Raw genomic sequence first — 17,138 nt, 5'->3', positions numbered from 1 at the left:
TGTGCAGGTATTTAAGATGTTTGTTCGCGTTCATACAAAAAACCACTCTCTGTCCCAGACAGAGAGCGGTCGTTCTCACAACACTACCTTTATTCGACCAATACGGTTAGCGTAACCCGCTCCAATTCCGGCAGCAGTTCTTCGTCCTCCCGCATATCGAGAACAGGAGTACCGTCGACACGAAAATGGAGCGGACTGATGCTGGCATGGCGGAATCCGCCGGTCACGCCGCAAGCATGATAGACATTGTACCAATCGCCGTATCGGTCTTGGACGAACATGTTATGGCCAGGTCCGTATTGATCCGGCAGACTATTCGAATGCATGACGGGGTAATTAGATTTCGTCCAGGATGCCGGATTCATCGGATCCGCTTCAGCGGACATCGCGAGCAGACCGACGGTATAATTCGGACTGACGTTCGAACCGGAATACGCCATATACAGCGTGTCGCCTCGCTTAAGCACGAACGGCCCCTCCGCAACACCGGAAGCTATGCCGCCATTCCGATCCCATCCGTACTCATTCCGGGCTATTTGCACCGGCTCGCTAGTAAGCTGCCATGGCTTTGCGGGGTCTACGGCAGCAAGATAAAGCGACGCCCTTTCCTGCTGCTCCCCGAACCATTTGGGCTCCGACCAGCAGACATAGGACTTACCGTTATGCTCAAAATAGGTCATATCGAGCGAGATACTGTGCTCCCGCTTGGCCAGATCCGTTAAAGCCTTCCCGTGTCGGTCAAGAACTCGTCTTGGCGTATCCCAATGTTCCGGGATCATGGGATCTTCACCCTTAAGCAGGGCCATATGGGCTTGAACGCCATGCCATTCATTATTGACGCTGATGGCCAGCAAACTGTACAGCTTACCGCCGATGACGTGAAGCTCCGGTGCCCAATGCTGTCCATGACGCTCGCCGTCAGGGACGTTACCGTCCCACAAGAGCACCTCTTCTGACCGTCCGTCTTCCAGACCTTCCAGCGTATCTGCCGAGCGGATATGGATTTTCCGCTGACCATCGTCATCCGTGGCGATAAAATAATAGCGTCCCTTCCAATGAAGCACATACGGATCCGGCCTGGTGCGCATCATCGGATAAGGAAACCTTTTCCGGACAACTCTCGCTCGGAGCGTGTATTCGCCTGGCTTCGACAAATCCAGCTCGGCCGTCTCAGCCTCGTCCAGGGTAAGTCTCTTAAGCGCGCTGCTCCCGTCCGAATATCTCGCCGTTACCCGAACGGTATCGAGATTCAGAGTAGAATCACCGGCACACAGCCGAATCGTAGGGACATCGATGGCAATATTGCGGACACGCCCAAGCTTATTGCGAAGATAGGCGGCTTCCGAAGAAGTTAGAGCCATGCATTGCGCTGCTTCAACGTCGTCACCAAGTGGCACTTGGCAAAGCATCACGGGATTCATCTCACCCGACCGCGGCGGATCCAGATGGATGAAATTTTGCGTGGTCGTATAGCTGGATTCACCGCTCTCCTCGATCCAACTGATCCGATAACGCAGCGTTTCCGCATCAAGCTGGCAAGAGAAATCCATGATCGCCGATTCGGTTAGTCTCAGTCTTCCTTTTTCTTCATATCGGACCAAGTCTTGCGTCTCGAAATAAAGCAGTTCGCCTGGACGATTCTCCTGTCCCTGATGATTCAGAGGGATAGCCAAGATCCCGAAGCCATGATCGGCCAATCGGAACATCCGGGGCTGCTCGAGCAATTGCGTTTCACCGGCAACCGATCGGCTGTAATCGGCTGCGGCGAAGAGAACGCCATAGTTGCTGTTCAGTGCCTCATAGTCGTTGCCATTCTTACTCAAGGCCAGATGGAGACTCTTGGCGACAAAAAGACTGCGTACATTGGGGTCGGCATCAGGCTTGCGCGTATACCCGGCCAGCCAATAGCAATTCGAGCCCATCATGCGGACACTGAACGAATAGGTCCGGCTGGATGCCGTTGCAGTCAATTGAAATTCAGCGCTCATCCCTTCCCACGGCGCCACTAGATTCCCTTGAGGATCCACTGCGCCGGGCAAGGACGACTGCCAGACCGCGGGTTCTCCTTCTATGTCCGTCGGCAAAACGGTACCGGGTATGAGATAATAAGGCAGCAGCATGGCTCATTTCCCCCATTGGTCCAGGATCGCTACGTATTCTTGCTTGGTGATCGGCAAGATCGAACCATGACGTTTCTTCAAACTGCCGAACGAATACGTATCCGGTGCGAGTTTCTTCCAACTGGAGCCCGTCGTATCCCCGATATCGGTTGTCACGATCGGCAGATAGCCGTCCTTCGTGGCGTACTGATCGACCAGCAGCCCCCATTGGTCTTCGCCGTTGAATTTGAAAAATTCCGGCCCCTCGACATCTCTCCCCGTCAGCTTGAGCCCGATTGATTCCAGCGTTGAGATCACTTCCCAATCGCCCATTAAGCGGTCGCTCGCCTCAATCGTAATCTGACCGTCGCCGGAGGCCCGATAATACTTGCCGCCCGCCTTCATGATGGTCGTATCGATAATCGTGCGCTGCTCCCCTCGCGTAATATACTGCACGGCAGGCGTGAACGTACGGAAGTCCCGCGTCTTGCTGCAGTAGATGTGCATTCCCCGGCCTTCCCCTTCGGCAGCCTCTCTCCCGGAGGCCCAGAATACCAGATAATCCTCTTCCGCCTCGTCATAGATTGCCTCCGGCGCCCAGGCACAGCCGGTCTCTATCGGAGCAACCTCAACCGTGCGAGGCTCGGACCAGTTCACCAGATCGGACGATTCCCAGATGACGAGCGAACGGCTTCCCGTAATCGTCGTCTGGCTCCAGTCGCCGCCGCGGTGATAGATGCTAAGGTCGGTCGCGAGCAGATAGAACCGGCTGCCATCCGCGCTTCTGAGCAGATAAGGATCCCGAACTCCCCGCTCCCCGACGTTGGAACGCAATACCGGTTGCTGGTTATTCAAATCGTGCCAGTGCAGCCCGTCCTGGCTCAGCGCAAAATAGATTTGCTCGCCATCCTCCTGTTCGCCGATGAAGTGGATGAACAAATAGCCGAATAAGGTATCGTTCTCGCTTGCCCGTTGCTCCGTCATATCCTCGCCATACCCCTTTCAAAGTTCGCCTTAGCTACGACCCGGCCGGTCTAAATCTTCCGGAACTTGCTCGGCGTCACACCGACGTGTTTCTTGAACAGTTTGTTGAAGTAAAAATAGTCCTTGTACCCCACCTGCTGCACGATCTCTTGCACAGATAGCCTCGGTTCGGCCAGCAGCTCTTTGGCGCGTTGAAGCCGTTTGCCGGTAATATACTCGGAGTAGCCGGTCCCCGTCTTTTTCTTGATCAGCGAACTTAAGTATCCGACACTCATGGAAAAATGCTTCGCCACGTCCCCCAGAATAAGGTCTTCCGAATACCGGCTATCGATATAAGCCATGATCTCCTTCACCTGGTCGTTCGACAGCACGATCTCCATATCGGCTTGCGATTCGAACACCTCCTCGAGCGAACGGAACAGCTTCGGGTAGGAACCATAGTGACGGGCCACGTGATCATAGGTCAGATATTCGATGTTCTGCGTCACGTTCCCAGAACCGTAATATTTGTGAATTAGGGAGACCAGCTGATTGTAGATGCCGGTCACTTGGTCAATGAGCAGATCTTGGCGGCAGCAGCTATGACCGATGGCTTCCAGGAGGTCTTTGGCGCGCGTCGCCCGCTGCTCTTTGACGGCGAGCTCCAACTGAAGAATATCCCCTGTCAGCTCTGGCGCGGGCGTGCGGTCCTTATAGCTTACGGCTCTCGAATCCGGACTGCATAGGGAACTGAATAACGCGATATCCGCTTCCTGATAGCTCTTCGACAAAGAATCCGAGGAGCAAAACCTGGAGCTGATCCCGATATGGAGCGCATCCGATAAGTGAAGCGTAATAAAATCCAAAATCGTAATCGGCGCGCCCGATTCGTCGTAATTGACGAGCAGCGTCGTTTGGTTCGGGCCGGTTCGGAAGGACAAATATTCGATCCCCTCGACCGTCACGGATAGTTGATCGATATTCGTAACGGTGGCATAGGGGAATTGGCAGCTGATGAATCGGTAATGGGGATGCTCGAAGCGATAGCCTTTACCCGCCAAGAAAGCCCCGATCGTCATTTTGCTGTCCGGATCGAGCAGGTCGAACAGGTCGTTCAGGAACGAATCGGGCTCTGCGCGCAGCCTCCGCTTGTCATCCAGCATCTCTTTCAGCCGCGACATCGTGTCTTGCAGCGCGCCTCGTTCGACTTGCTTCAATAGATAATCGAATGCGCCCAACTTCAGCGCTTGCTGGGCATATTGAAACTCGGAATAGCCGCTGACGAAGATTACGGACGTATCCAGACCGCGTTTGCGGATTTCTTCGAGCAGCTCGATTCCGTCCAGACCCGGCATGCGAATATCCGATACGACGACATCGGGGGCATTCTGTTCGATCAGCGCAATCGCCGTCAAGCCGTCATGCGCCTCCCCGACTACCGTAAAGCCCAGTTCTTCCCAGTTAATGAGCTTCGATAGGCCATAAGCTACCCAAGGTTCGTCATCGACGATAAGCACCCGATACATGACCTCATCCCCCTCCGAACGATTCATTCATTTGATCCGGGAATGTCACCGTGACCGTCGTTCCCTCATTCAGCCGGCTGGTTAACGTCATATCCGCCGCGTCCCCATAGAAAAGTTTAATCCGCCGATAAATATTGAGCATGCCGATTCCTTGACCGGATTCTTCGTGCATACCATCACGCTCGTCATAACGGACAAGCTGACCTGTAAGCTCCTGCAGCCTGACGCCGTCCATGCCGATCCCGTTATCCCGGATCGACACTTGGATCCGCTGATCCGCCATCCGATACACGTCGATCCACACCATACCGGGACCGACTTTACGCTCCAAGCCATGGAATACGGCATTCTCTACGAGCGGCTGGAGAAGCATCTTGAGCGCACTGACGTTCAGCAGCTGTTCCTCCACGTCAAACTGGAATCTAAATCTGCCCCGAAACCGGAAATCGGTAATGCGGGCGTATTCTTGCACATGGGCGATCTCATCCTGCAGCGTTACGACGTTGCCGGCCTTCACCGCATACCGGAACATCTTGGAGAGCGACTCGGAGATGTCGGCAATGTCCTGCACGCCATGATAGAAGGCAACGGCGCGGATGCTTTCCAATGTATTGTATAAGAAATGGGGATTAATCTGATTGCGAAACGCCGATACTTCCATCTGTTTCTTGGTCAGCTCGACTTCGTACATTCGCTTTTGTGCGGCTTGAACTTCATCGCTGAGCACGCTGATTTCATCCAGCATTTTGTTCAGATTCGTCCCGAGCACGCCGACTTCATTATCCAGCGCCACCTGGAACCGGCTGCTTCCCCCTTGCTTGGGATAGGTTTTGACGAAATCCAGCAAAGCTCGGATCGGCTTCAGAATCCGGTTCGAGAACAGGACCAGGAACAGTTGGAACAGGACGAACATGACGAGATAGGTCGTGATATTAAATCGCTTGATCGTATCCAAATCCGCCAGCAGTTCGTCCTTGGGAATTACGCTGACCAGCTTCCAGTTGGAGCGGGGCAGCGTAAACGTCTGCACGATATAGTCGGAATCTCGACTCCAATCGTCCACCTGAAAGGACTCCCCGCCTTCCACGCTGCCCGCGCCCGCAATCGTTCGGTTCTCCGCATCCAGCAGCCGAACCTGCGCGTTCGGCGTAATGGCAGCGCTTGCTAGAATCGGCGAGAGATTGGTGACGTCCATGTAGAAGCGGCCGATCCCTTTGAGCTCCGTAACGATCCCGTTACTATCGATGCCGTAGACAGGCGTCGTAATCGCATAGAAGTGTTCGGTTGGCCGGGTGTCCAGCTCCAATAGCCCCGAATATGTTAATTCCTTGACAAGCGTAATGTCTGCCAAGTTATCGCCTTCGCCGAACCGGGCAAGCTGCTTGCCTGCCGTGTCGTACAATTGGATCCCTCGAATGTTCGTCTTCATCGAATTGGTGTTGTCGAACATGGACAGAACCTCCCGGTGGTCCAATATTCGCGTCATTTCATCCTCCGTATTCAAGTACGACTGTACGGTCGGACTATAGAATAAGAAGGTGGAGATCCCCTTGATATCCGCATCGAAGCTGTTCATTTTCTCTATGACTTGCTGCGAGATCGTCTCCACCGATTCCGTGACCTTCCGTTCGATAATTTGTTTCGCAATCCGGTCCTGGATGGTGAAGGCAATGAGCAAGATCATGAGCATGATCAAGATGAGGTACAGAATCTGTCTGGTCAAGCTGCGCTTCCGGAACCGATTGAGCAACGTGCATCCTACCTTTCGTGATCGTCTTCTTCCGTTATACCAGAAGCCCCTCATCTTGGAAATGCTTTCATCCCATATCCTTACGCATGCCTCGCCTTAAGCGCAACGTCAAAAGCTGCCGTGACGATGCGGCAGCTTCAAACGCGCGTACGGATTAACCCTTCACGGAGCCGAGCAGCACGCCTTTCACGAAGAAGCGCTGCGCGAACGGATACATCGCAATCATCGGGAGGGAGGCGATGACCATGGCGGCCAGCTCCAGCGTCCGGGCGGTTACCTTTCCCCCGCCATTCGCCTTGGCGAACAATTCGGCCACTTCCGGGGACGAACCTGCCGCCGTGGCAGCCAGCTGCTCGACGGCCGCATTGGATTGAATGAGCTTCAAGATCAAGTATTGCAGCGTCTGCAGATCGGTCGACTGCGTAAAATACAAGGTCGCCCCGTAATCGTTCCATACCCCGACCGCCGTAAAGACGGACAAGGCAGCGAGCACCGGCTTGGACAGCGGCATGACGATGCGGAGGAAGATCGTAAATTCGCTGGCGCCGTCCATTTTCGCCGATTCGAAGAGCGACTCCGGTATTGCCTTGAAATTCGCATTGAATATAATGACATTCCAGAACCCGCCGAAGAGGGCTGGAAGAATATAGACCCAGTACGTATCATACAGGCCGAGCCAATTCATTAGCATGAAAGACGGGATTAGACCTCCGCTGAAATACATGCTCGTAAATCCGATCACCATATACCACATTCGTCCTTTGAGATAAGGACGCGAGAATGCATAAGCGAACATCGCCGTATAGAACACGGATACGACCGTGACGATCACCGTCCGCGACGCCGTAATCCAAGCGGCCTTCATAATCCCGGGGTCCGCCAGCACCGTCTGCCAGCTTGCCCACGTGAATTCGCGCGGCCACGCGAAGATCGGCCCCCGCTGCAAGTCCGCCCCGTCGTTCAAGGAGCTGATGACGGAGAACCAGAAGGGATACAGCGTCAGCAGCATAATGATGACCATAATAACGACATTCGTGAGCGTAAAGACGCGGTCGCCGACGCTTTTGCCTCCTACCATTTTCTTCACCTCTGAATGTTTTTGTGAGTAGCCCTGTTTCGCAAAGAAACAGAGCGAGCAAAAACTCGCTTCGAAAGCATGTGCTAGGTTTTGGGAGCAGCCCTGTTTCGCAAAGAAACAGGTCGAGCAAAAACTCGCTTCGAAAGCATGCGCTAGGTTTTGGGAGTAGCCCTGTTTCGCAAAGAAACAGAGCGAGCAAAAACTCGCTTCGAAAGCATGTGCTAAGGTTTTGGGAGCAGCCCTGTTTCGCAAAGAAACAGGTCGAGCAAAAACTCGCTTCGAAAGCATGTGCCAAGTTTGCTAGAAAAGCCCGGAACGCGTGAGCTTCTTCGACAACGTATTGGCGCCTAGCAGCAGCGCGAGCGCGAATACGGATTTCATCAAGCCAATCGCCGTTGCCTGCGCGAATTGGAAGTTCAACAGTCCCGTCCGGTACACGTAAGTATCGATGACTTCGCTGGCCGGCAGATTGAGCGTATTCTGCAGGACGAAGATTTGCGTAAAGTTGTTGTTCAGCATGCCGCTGACCGCAAAAATGATCAGAATCATCAAGGTCGGCACAATGCCGGGTATCGTAATGTGCAGCATCCGTTTGAACCGCCCCGCGCCGTCTATGGCGGCAGCCTCGTGCAGCGACTGGTCGATCCCGGCCATGGCGGCCAAATAGAGAATGGCTCCCCAGCCGATATCTTTCAGCAGGGCGGTGACGATCGCGATTCCCCAGAAGTAACCCGGTTCCGCGAGGAACGGAATCGGTTTATCGATCAATCCAAGCTGAAGCAACAGGAAGTTAACGACGCCGGATTCCGGATTCAGCAAGGTTATGAATAAGCCTCCGAAGATGACCCACGACAAGAAGTGAGGCAGATATGTCACGGTTTGGATGAAGGATTTGAACTTGGGATGCTGGATTTCATTGAGCAAGAGCGCGAACAATAGCGTAACCGGAATACCGATCAACTGCCCGAGTAAGTTAATGCCGAGCGTATTTTGGACCATCGGCCAAAACTGGAAGCTCTCGAATATCATCATGAAGTTCTGAAAGTTGTTCCATTCGCTGGTGAAGATGCCCTTGATTCCCATAATGGGATCGAACGATTTGAACGCCATAAGCAGCCCGAATAGCGGCGTAATATCGAATAGGAGGATCAGTGCGATCGCTGGCAGCAGCATGACTTTCAGTTCGAGCTGCGTCCGGAAGTCATGGCCAATCTTGAAGGCTCGGCTCTTCTTTTTCTTGTTCTGCATCGTATCCCTCCGATAACAAGCGGCAGTGCCAAAGCGCGTACGGCACCTTGGCACTGCGTACGAATTGGCGGTCCGTTAGGAATTAACGCCCGTAAGCGTAACGCCGAGATCTTTGGCTTGCTTTTGCACCTGCTCGTTTATTTTGGCGTCGATGGCTTCCATGCCGAGTTGCTTGATCTTGCTAATCAGCTCCTCATAGAGCGCATTGAAAGCATTCTGATCTTTCGCCATGACGATTTTGGAAATTTGTGCTTCCCTGTATACTTTGATTTGCTCTTGGTCGTTGAACAATTTGCTGCCCGACGCAATGAAGTCCGCCGGCAGGCTAAGCGGGGAATTATCGTAGAGCACGGTTTCCGGCGATTTGCCGAATGCCGTCTGAACTTGCATCGCCGTGAGCCCATCCGCGCCCGTTTTTTCGGTCGGCGCCTGCGTCTTGGAGTCATGCCAGGCAATATGGTGGAACGGCCAGAAGGCGAATACGCCTGTCTTCGCGAAATCGGCGCTTGCCTGTCGGCCGGCGTCCGTCTGTACGACCAGCCCCTTCTCGTTCAGCGTGTAGTCACTGCCCTCGAAACCGTAATAATGCAGGCGCAAGCCTTCGTCGCTGCTCATGAAGCTAAGCCAACGCGCGATTTTCTCCGGATATTTGGTCGACTTGGCGATATACGTCTGCATCCAGCCGCCGCCGGCTTTCAGGCTTTTGCCCATGACGGGTTTCGTGCCCTCGCTCGATAGAATCGGGCCTGGAGATACCCAGAAATCCTGGTCGCTGAAGCCTGTATTGGCCGTGTTGCCGATGAAGCTGAATACCCGCCCGGACATAACGGCTGACTTCACCGCGGTCGTGTCCATCGTCAGCTGGCCGGATTCGATATAGCCGGCATTCATCGCTTGATTCAAGAAGCTCAGCGCATGCTTCGTCTCGGGCGCGAGCAGACGGTCGCGGTATACGCCATCTTTGTCCACCGGCATGACGCCGAACATATTCTGGAGATCGGCCAAAGTCGTATCTTGATATCCCTTCCCGTCTACCTGAAGCGGAATCACCGGAGCTCCGTCTACCTTCAGATCCATCTCCTTGATCTTCTTGTAGGCTGCGAGCAGGCCTTCTTCGGTTTGAATATCCTCTAGCTTGAGCCCGGCTTCGTTCAGCAGTTTCTCGTTCACCATAATGGCGCCGTTCGAGCGATAGTTGACGCCGTCCTCATAATATGGATCCGAAGGCGGGTACTGCTTACGTGCATCTTCGGAACCCATATGACTCGGATAAGCGTACCAGCCGCCGTCACGCTCCGTAATGACCTGCTTGATATCGGCCGGGAAGTCGGTCAGCAGATGCGACTGCGGATCATACTTCGTAAGGAACTCCTGCAGATCCCACACCTTTCCTGCCTGAATCAGCTTCTTCGCGAGCACGTCGTTCGTAATCGTCATCACGTCCGGCAATGCCGCGGAGGAGACCAGCATCAAGCTAAGCTTGGTATCCGCATCTTGAGCCGGAATATTAAAGTCGAACGCGAGGCCAGTTTTCTCGGTGATAGCCCCCTGGACCGTATTCGGATCGGTGCTCCACGTCATCGGCGGCGTCCAGAAGCTAACGGAGGAGAACCATACGGCTTTATCCGTAGACTGCGTGTCGCCGGAATCACCGGTATTTTGAGAAGCGGAAGCGTTGGTCCCCTTGTTTGCGCTTACATTTCCCTGCGAGTTGGAGTTGTTCCCCGAACAGCCGGCTAATGCAAACATGCATGTCAGAGACAATACCGCTAAGCTTTTCATGCTTTTGAACCTTGTCACATGACGACCTCCCTTTTATTTCGTTCAAGCACCTTCAGTATATAAGGCGGCGGGCAAACATCATATGGACTATTTTTTTATTTTTGGTGTTATATTTGCTCGCCACGGCTGCCTCTCGTAAGTCTCCCCCGCTTCAATTGTCCGCACGGGATTGCTATACTGATAAGGACTAGAAACCGATCCATGCGGAGGACATGATGAACTACTTGTTCGAGCCTGTTCCGTTAGGCAACCGACCGTTACTGTATGGTCCAACCACCCGTTCGACGGCATCCTACCCAGGGTTCTATCATTGGCATCAATGCTGCGAGATGCTCTACATACATGAAGGCAACGGATTCGTTATCGTCAATCAGAAGACTTACGAGATGAAGCCGGGGAGGCTGTTCTTCTTCCAGCCCTTCCAGCTGCATAAGGTCTACGCCAGCGTAAGCGAGGACATGCCTTACGTCCGGACGATGATGTTCTTCGATCCACATTACTTTCATCGGGCGTTGCTTCCGTTTCGTGCCCGTCATGCCCTATTCGAACGCCTGTGGAAAAGCGCGCAAGCCGAGCCGCTCGATCTGGAGCCGCGAATCGGCTATCTGGAGCAGGTGTTTGCCATGTACAATGACATATCCCAAGCAAGCCGAGGCATCAGCGACGAGGACGACATGACGATGCTGCTGCTCCATATGATGGAGGCCGCAATAGCTGATGGCGGGAGGCAGAAAGGCGCTGCGGTCGAGGTTCGTCCCTTCTCGTATGTCGAGCGAATCATGGGCTGGATTGAAGATCATTACGCCGAAGAAATTCATCTGGAGGATATCGCCGACCAGCTGCACCTCTCCAAATTTTATATCTCCCGGCTGTTCCAGCAGGAGACCGGCGGCAGCCTATCCGAATATATTACGGCAAGGCGCATCAAGCAAGCGTGCCGGCTGCTGCAGAACTCCGATCATTCCGTCGAACGGATCGCGGAAGAGGTCGGGTATCCGAACGTCTCGTATTTCATCCGGTTGTTCAAAAAGGTAATCGGCATCACGCCGCTCAAATACCGGACCGCAGCCAGGCAGCTGGAATAACAAGAGGAGCCTTGCCTATTCCGGGACATCCCATCCCGGGTCAGCTAGACTCCTCTTGTTCGTTCATCGCGCAGAAATATGGCTTCTACCACAGATACAGGTCGTTGCCTTTCAGCTTGAAGATCGCTTCCATAAAATAATAATCGCCATAGATGATCGGCTGATGGTGGACTTTATTATGATACGAAGCGGAACCGCGCTGAACGATCGCGTCCGACGCTTGCGTCCAGTCGCAGCGTTCATCGACGACACGGAGCAATTTGACCGCCGCGTCCAGATAGAGCCGCTGCTCGTATGCGCCGACGACCTTCGCGATCTCGATTAACCCGCATGCCGCGACCACGGCCGCCGTATCGTCTTCTAGCTTCGGCTCCGCCGGCTGTCGGAAATCGACCGGTATGACGCCGTCTTCCGGCATATTCGCGATAAAATAATGCGCAATGCGTTTGGCCGTCTGCAGATATTCGTCCTTCCGCGTATGCGTGTAACTCATCATATAGCCGTACAATCCCCAAGCCTGGCCTCTCGTCCACGAGGATCCTTCCTCATACCCTTGACCGCCATACGTACGAACGACGCCGCCATGCTCAGGATCGAATTCCACGATATGATTGACCGATCCATCCGGCCGGACGAAGGCGTCCATCGCCGTATCGGCATGCTTCATCGCGATCTGCTTGAATCGGGGATCCCCCGTTTCTTCCGAGGCCCAATAGAGAAGCGGAATATTCAGCATGCAATCGATAATCGCCCAGCCCCTCGTGTCGCCTTCCTCCAGATCGTTCCATGCCCGGATGAACCCGCCGGCCATGTTGAACCGCCCAGCCAACAAGTTCGCGGCATGCAGGGACCGCCTGCGCGATACCGGATTCTTCGTCACTCTGTAGTTCGCGACGCTAGTCGGCAGCCACATGAACCCGACATCATGATGCAGCCCATAGAATTCCTCGAAACAGCGATCCAGCATCTCCTCCGAGATCGCGGCGATCGTCTTGTATGCCTCTCGGCCGGTCTCGTGATGCATCAGCCACATCATGCCGCCCCAGAAACCGTTGGTCCACCAGTTGATGCCGTCCGCCAAATCCCCCGACGGATTGTGGGCAGCGCGGTCATCGTGCGTGCCGTCAACCGTAGTATACGGGATTTTGTGCCGGGATTTCTCGCTGACCCATTCCATCTTCGCCGTCAGTCTGCCGATGACGTCGTGCAGCCATTGTTGATCTTTCGTTTGCAGCATAGTCAAATTCCAACCCTTCGTATCGTCGATTTAAGCGTTCTAATTGCACTTCCAATGATTCGATTATAGCCCTGCACGAGGAACGAAAGTTGCCGTAAACAGACCAGAAATGTTCCTTTCTTGCGCTGTGAACGAACGGAATGGGCCTTTGACAATAGAAGAACCCGCTCCTATTGAGGGAGCAGGTTCATGAACCTCCTATGCGTTATGGTCGCTGATCGTGAGGCACCGTCACTTCGGCCGTAGCCGTCGTTTGATTGCCTGCTTGGTCAGTGGCGGTATAAGTGACCGTATAGACCCTTGATTTCTCGGCACGCAACTGGAACGAGGCCGCTTCCGTACCGAAGTCTGCGATAATATCTCCCATACCGCTGTCTGGTTGGTTGTACGTAATCGAAGTCAGCACGACGGATGCAAGGCCGGAACCCGCATCGGTTGCCTCTATCGAAGCCTGGACCGTCACCATATCGTGATTCGCCGGCCAGATTGAAGAGGGATCTAGCGTAAAGGAAAGCAAAGGCGCCGTCTTGTCGATCTTGAGGCTCACGGTATGCGGCTGTTCTTGATTACCTGCTCTGTCTTCGCTCCAGTACGTCAACGTATGCATGCCATCGTCGGTCAACGTGACGATATTCCCCGTCTGAGGCGCCCCGCCGTTGATGGTGTAGTACGTGGCCGCTGCCCCGGATTCCGAATCCGCAACTGCGAGGCGAACCGTCGCGTCCGAATTGACCCATCCTTGAGGCGCATCGTCCGTCGTAACCGGAGGCGTCACGTCCTGCGCCTTCACGGCGCCATGCAGCCTCACCTCCGCCATATTGCCGAACCAGGAACTTGAATTGAAAATCCGTATATAACGGTAAGCTCCCGCACCGTTAGCCTTGAGCCATTGCCAATCCGGCGATGATACCGCTGCCGGGGTTAGCGTGGTCCATGTCGCATTATCGTTGGAACCTTGAACAACCGCCCCTTTCATACGGCTGGACAAGTTATTGTCTTGTCTGGCCAGCAATTCTACGCCTGTAAGCGCCAGCTGGTTTGCCCTCCTTGAAATCGAACGTAATATAGCTCCCCGCACCCGATCCGTTTAACCGGAAGTCCGAAGCCGTGCTTGCATTGCCGTCGAACAAGTAATTGACCTGCTGCAAGGTTTGGGCTGGGGTTCTGCCTGCCGTGGAATCGATCAGGTTGGCTAGACCGGTCACATTGTCGATCAGATCGGATTCATTCGATAAGAAGAGCTTGGAACGATCGGTCGTAAAATAAGCTGTATCGCCGCTATGCCCGTCTCTCGTCTTGTAATCGACGGAGAACGTAATCGCTCCCGTTGCCGTGCCTGGATTCAGAGTCACCGTCGCGATCCAGTTCAGCTGATCCTGCGTACTGACGGCTGCCGGGTGACCTTGAATCGTCACCGCCACGTCTTGAATCGCTTCCTTCGCCTTCACGGTTAATCGGACCGTGTCGCCGAGCACGATGCGGCCGTTCACGCTTTGGTCCGAGCGAATCGACACCGATTCGAGCTTATTGCCCACCTCGTAACGCTCGCCATAGATCCTGAATTCGGATAACTCCAGCAAATTCTGAATCTTATTATGGAGCACATCCGGCTGCGGGTGGATCATCTCGACTTTGAAGAGCCGGTATCGTTCATCCCGATGCGCCTCATCCACCGCAAGCGTGACGAGATCATCGCTGAAGGCAGACTCCTCCGGGGTCAGACGCGTCCAGTGGATGCCGTCATTGGAGCCGAATACCGCCGAACCGGCCATCCGGTCCGTGAAATTCATCCTGCCCTGCATGGCGAAGGCATCGGCCGATACTTTGAAATTCGGACCAAAATCAACAGTGTGATACAAGTTCGGATATGGTGCTAGCGAATAGACGGCATAGGAGTTCGAGTTCCCATCGACCAAATGCGAGATCGACGTACCTAAGGTCGAGGCATCAACCAGGCTCGAATAATCGATGCTGCCGTCATCGGACAATAGCGGAGTCAACAATTGAAGCTGATCCGCTTCACGCTTAAGCATGAGCAATTGTTCATAGAACGCGGCATCGGACGCAAACTGCACCTGACTCAGCGTTGCTTCATGAGCAGCCGTGAAAGTGTCCAGCGAAGCGGAAACGTAGTCGGCATCCGGGTCGTAGTTGGCCATCGCAGCCGTTATTGCGGCGGTACGGTCTTCGGTTACGATCATGTCGACCTTCTTCGTCACTGACGTCGTCCCGTCATTAGCTTCTGCGATAAAGGAATACGTGCCTGCCTGCGCCGGCTGCCAATAGAATACACCGCTGTTCTCGTCTAACTGCGCACCGTCCGGCTGGTTGGTTATCCGGTACTTCAGCACTTCCGATGCGTTGGCATCCGTTGCGGAGAAGTCGAGGGTGACGGGCGCACCAATGTAAGCAGGAACCGTCAGATCCGCATTCCCGCCCGTGAACACGGGAGGCGTCAGCTGCGTACCCGCTTGAACGTGGAAGTGATCGACATCGACGACGGTCCCGCTCTCCCCTTGGACCTTCATGTAGACAAGGCTATAATCGTTATCCAGTTGCCCATAACTGACGTGATTAATGCCCATGTCGAACGTTATATACTGCCACTGACCTTTCGTATCCGGCAGTGACAGCGAATGGTAAGGCGCGGATTCGGCCTCCTTGCTCAGCGTCAGTACAGCGGCGCCGTTCGTACGGAATCTGAGGCCGATGACGCGAGCGTTCGACCGATCGGCAAAAGACAGATTCTGCACTGCGATTCGGCTGCCATCCCCGTTTGGTTGAAACTCGACATAGTCGGTATCACCCTCCCGGCGCAAGGAGCTGTTCCCATCCAATGCCGTATACCGCTCCTCAATCTGGACGAGCGCCGCATCCGTCTGTTCCTTCGGAACATATTGGGCGCCTTCGGACTCCGCCTCTTGCGGAATATAGAGCCAGAAGTCCCCGCCGCCATCGACGCTTTCCCAAGCTTGCGCGAGCGCGCCTTTATAATAGTAATTCGAAGGGGTTCGCTTCTCGAACGCCTCATAGAAGTAGGGCGCTTGCTCCGCGACGTTCACGCCTCTCTCATAGGCGTAGTAATAATACAGATCCCAGAAAAGCGCCGTCGTCGTGCGGCCTCGATACAGATCCGACAGCCGGTGATAGATGCCCCTTACCGTTCCGTCCGGGGAAATCGCATAAGGTACCGGCACCCAAGGCGTATCATAGCCAAGCATATACTGCCAAAAATAATCGGCTGCCTTCAGGATCCGGTCATCGAGGAACTCGTACGGGCCAACCGCATTTTCATTCGTGGACACGGTTCCCGCTGCCGGGTCGACCTTGGTGCCCTGGGCAAGCATCATCCGCGAGATCACGGCCGCGTTCACGAGATCGCCTGCCCCGTGCGCCTGGTCTCTGCCCATCTCGACATGCTGCACGACGGGCGCGCCTAATTTCTCCCCGGTCGCCGCGTTGGTATCAATAAGCCGGAACAATTGCTTGATGGACCCATTGAACCCTTGATCCTGTGCGCTCTTATTCACGGTAAACCACTCGACGCGCTGGTCGTAGCCTTCCTGGTTATCGGTAAAGATATAGCCGGCCATTGCCCCTAAGAGCGCATAGTTGTTCTGGTTCATAAACCAGTTATTATCGGATTGGAAGGTCTGAATGACCGGATTGATGAGATGATTCATGAAATTGGCCGTATCTGCCTCCGTCCATGCCAATGCCGGGGTCTGGTAACTGGTGTAGCGCAAGATCTCGGCTGCCGTCGCCATCCGGTTAAGCGGGAAGCCGGCATGAATATGCGCATCGGTGTAGTACGCGTATTTGGCCGGATCCATCTGGGACCAGATCCGAATGATATGCATCGCATTCGCCCGGTAGATCTCGTCGGCGGTGATGACATACATCAAGGCTTGCGTATACGCCTTCAATCCATCGGCGATGAATCTCGATTGGACGCTCGTACTGTTGAACGTGTCGACGGCAGGCTTCGTTGGATCGGCTGCACTCTCGTTGCTGGATGTTACGGTCTTCGCGGCCGCCGCCGATTGCGTCATGGCTTTGTAGTAGGAGAACCATGGCTCCTTCTGCGCGAGCACCTGCGTTCTCATGTTCTCCAGGATTTCCTTCGTCAGACCAATGCCCGGATGGGTAAAACCATTCGTGACGGTCTCATAGATTACGACCTGGCCGCCCGTCATTGCGGCTGTGCCTTCCTCCGCAGCCGAGACGAAGCCGATCGGCAACAACGCCGCCAACATATTCATAACGACGACCATAGACAGCAGCCGCCTCAAATTGTGCCAAGCATGAGTGTGACGATTCATCATTGTCCTCCTTCAATTTCGGTGGATGCGATAAGGATACGATATCGA

General features: G+C 54.3%; 11 protein-coding genes. 1 reads left to right on the top strand and 10 read right to left on the bottom strand.

All coding sequences use genetic code 11. The features are described from left to right. Positions 1 to 89: 89 nt before the first annotated feature. The 7 genes from FHS18_RS25515 to FHS18_RS25485 all read right to left on the bottom strand — a co-directional run bounded on the left by FHS18_RS25515 (position 90) and on the right by FHS18_RS25485 (position 10,464). A complete protein-coding gene (locus FHS18_RS25515; RefSeq protein ID WP_183603215.1) occupies positions 90 to 2,120 on the bottom strand; it encodes a family 43 glycosylhydrolase in 2,031 nt (676 codons plus the stop codon). 3 nt (positions 2,121 to 2,123) lie between these two features. Continuing rightward, complete coding sequence (locus FHS18_RS25510; protein WP_183603214.1) at positions 2,124 to 3,083, bottom strand: glycoside hydrolase family 43 protein; 960 nt, start codon at positions 3,081 to 3,083, stop codon at positions 2,124 to 2,126. Positions 3,084 to 3,133: 50 nt separating this feature from the next. After that, complete coding sequence (locus FHS18_RS25505) at positions 3,134 to 4,588, bottom strand: response regulator (protein ID WP_183603213.1); 1,455 nt, start codon at positions 4,586 to 4,588, stop codon at positions 3,134 to 3,136. Positions 4,589 to 4,592: 4 nt separating this feature from the next. Further along, entirely contained in the window at positions 4,593 to 6,338 is a 1,746-nt protein-coding gene (locus FHS18_RS25500) for a cache domain-containing sensor histidine kinase (RefSeq protein ID WP_183603212.1), read from the bottom strand. 154 nt (positions 6,339 to 6,492) lie between these two features. After that, on the bottom strand, positions 6,493 to 7,416 hold the full coding sequence (locus FHS18_RS25495; protein ID WP_183603211.1) for a carbohydrate ABC transporter permease: 924 nt from the start codon (positions 7,414 to 7,416) through the stop codon (positions 6,493 to 6,495). A 300-nt stretch (positions 7,417 to 7,716) separates the two neighbouring features. Beyond that, positions 7,717 to 8,664, bottom strand: a complete 948-nt coding sequence (locus FHS18_RS25490; RefSeq protein WP_183603210.1) for an ABC transporter permease — start codon at positions 8,662 to 8,664, stop codon at positions 7,717 to 7,719. 75 nt (positions 8,665 to 8,739) lie between these two features. Further along, a complete protein-coding gene (locus FHS18_RS25485) occupies positions 8,740 to 10,464 on the bottom strand; it encodes a type 2 periplasmic-binding domain-containing protein (protein WP_183603209.1) in 1,725 nt (574 codons plus the stop codon). 194 nt (positions 10,465 to 10,658) lie between these two features. Between FHS18_RS25485 and FHS18_RS25480 the strand changes: the two genes are divergently transcribed. Beyond that, positions 10,659 to 11,531: an AraC family transcriptional regulator gene (locus FHS18_RS25480; protein WP_183603208.1), complete on the top strand. Its 873-nt coding sequence runs from the start codon at positions 10,659 to 10,661 to the stop codon at positions 11,529 to 11,531. 85 nt (positions 11,532 to 11,616) lie between these two features. On the opposite strand, the gene FHS18_RS25475 is transcribed toward FHS18_RS25480, so the two are convergent. The 3 genes from FHS18_RS25475 to FHS18_RS25465 form a co-directional block, all read right to left on the bottom strand. After that, positions 11,617 to 12,768 (bottom strand): glycoside hydrolase family 88 protein, encoded by a 1,152-nt coding sequence (locus FHS18_RS25475; protein ID WP_183603207.1) that lies wholly within the window; start codon positions 12,766 to 12,768, stop codon positions 11,617 to 11,619. Positions 12,769 to 12,973: 205 nt separating this feature from the next. After that, positions 12,974 to 13,756: an OmpL47-type beta-barrel domain-containing protein gene (locus tag FHS18_RS25470; RefSeq protein WP_183603206.1), complete on the bottom strand. Its 783-nt coding sequence runs from the start codon at positions 13,754 to 13,756 to the stop codon at positions 12,974 to 12,976. Between the two features lies 1 nt (position 13,757). Beyond that, the gene (locus tag FHS18_RS25465; RefSeq protein WP_183603205.1) at positions 13,758 to 17,093 is read right to left on the bottom strand and encodes a putative Ig domain-containing protein; all 3,336 of its coding nucleotides are present in this window, start codon (positions 17,091 to 17,093) and stop codon (positions 13,758 to 13,760) included. Between the last annotated feature and the right edge of the window lie 45 nt (positions 17,094 to 17,138).

Source organism: Paenibacillus phyllosphaerae, assembly GCF_014192105.1.
GTDB classification, from domain to species: domain Bacteria; phylum Bacillota; class Bacilli; order Paenibacillales; family Paenibacillaceae; genus Paenibacillus_Z; species Paenibacillus_Z phyllosphaerae.
This window is presented reverse-complemented; position numbering and strand designations above follow the sequence as displayed.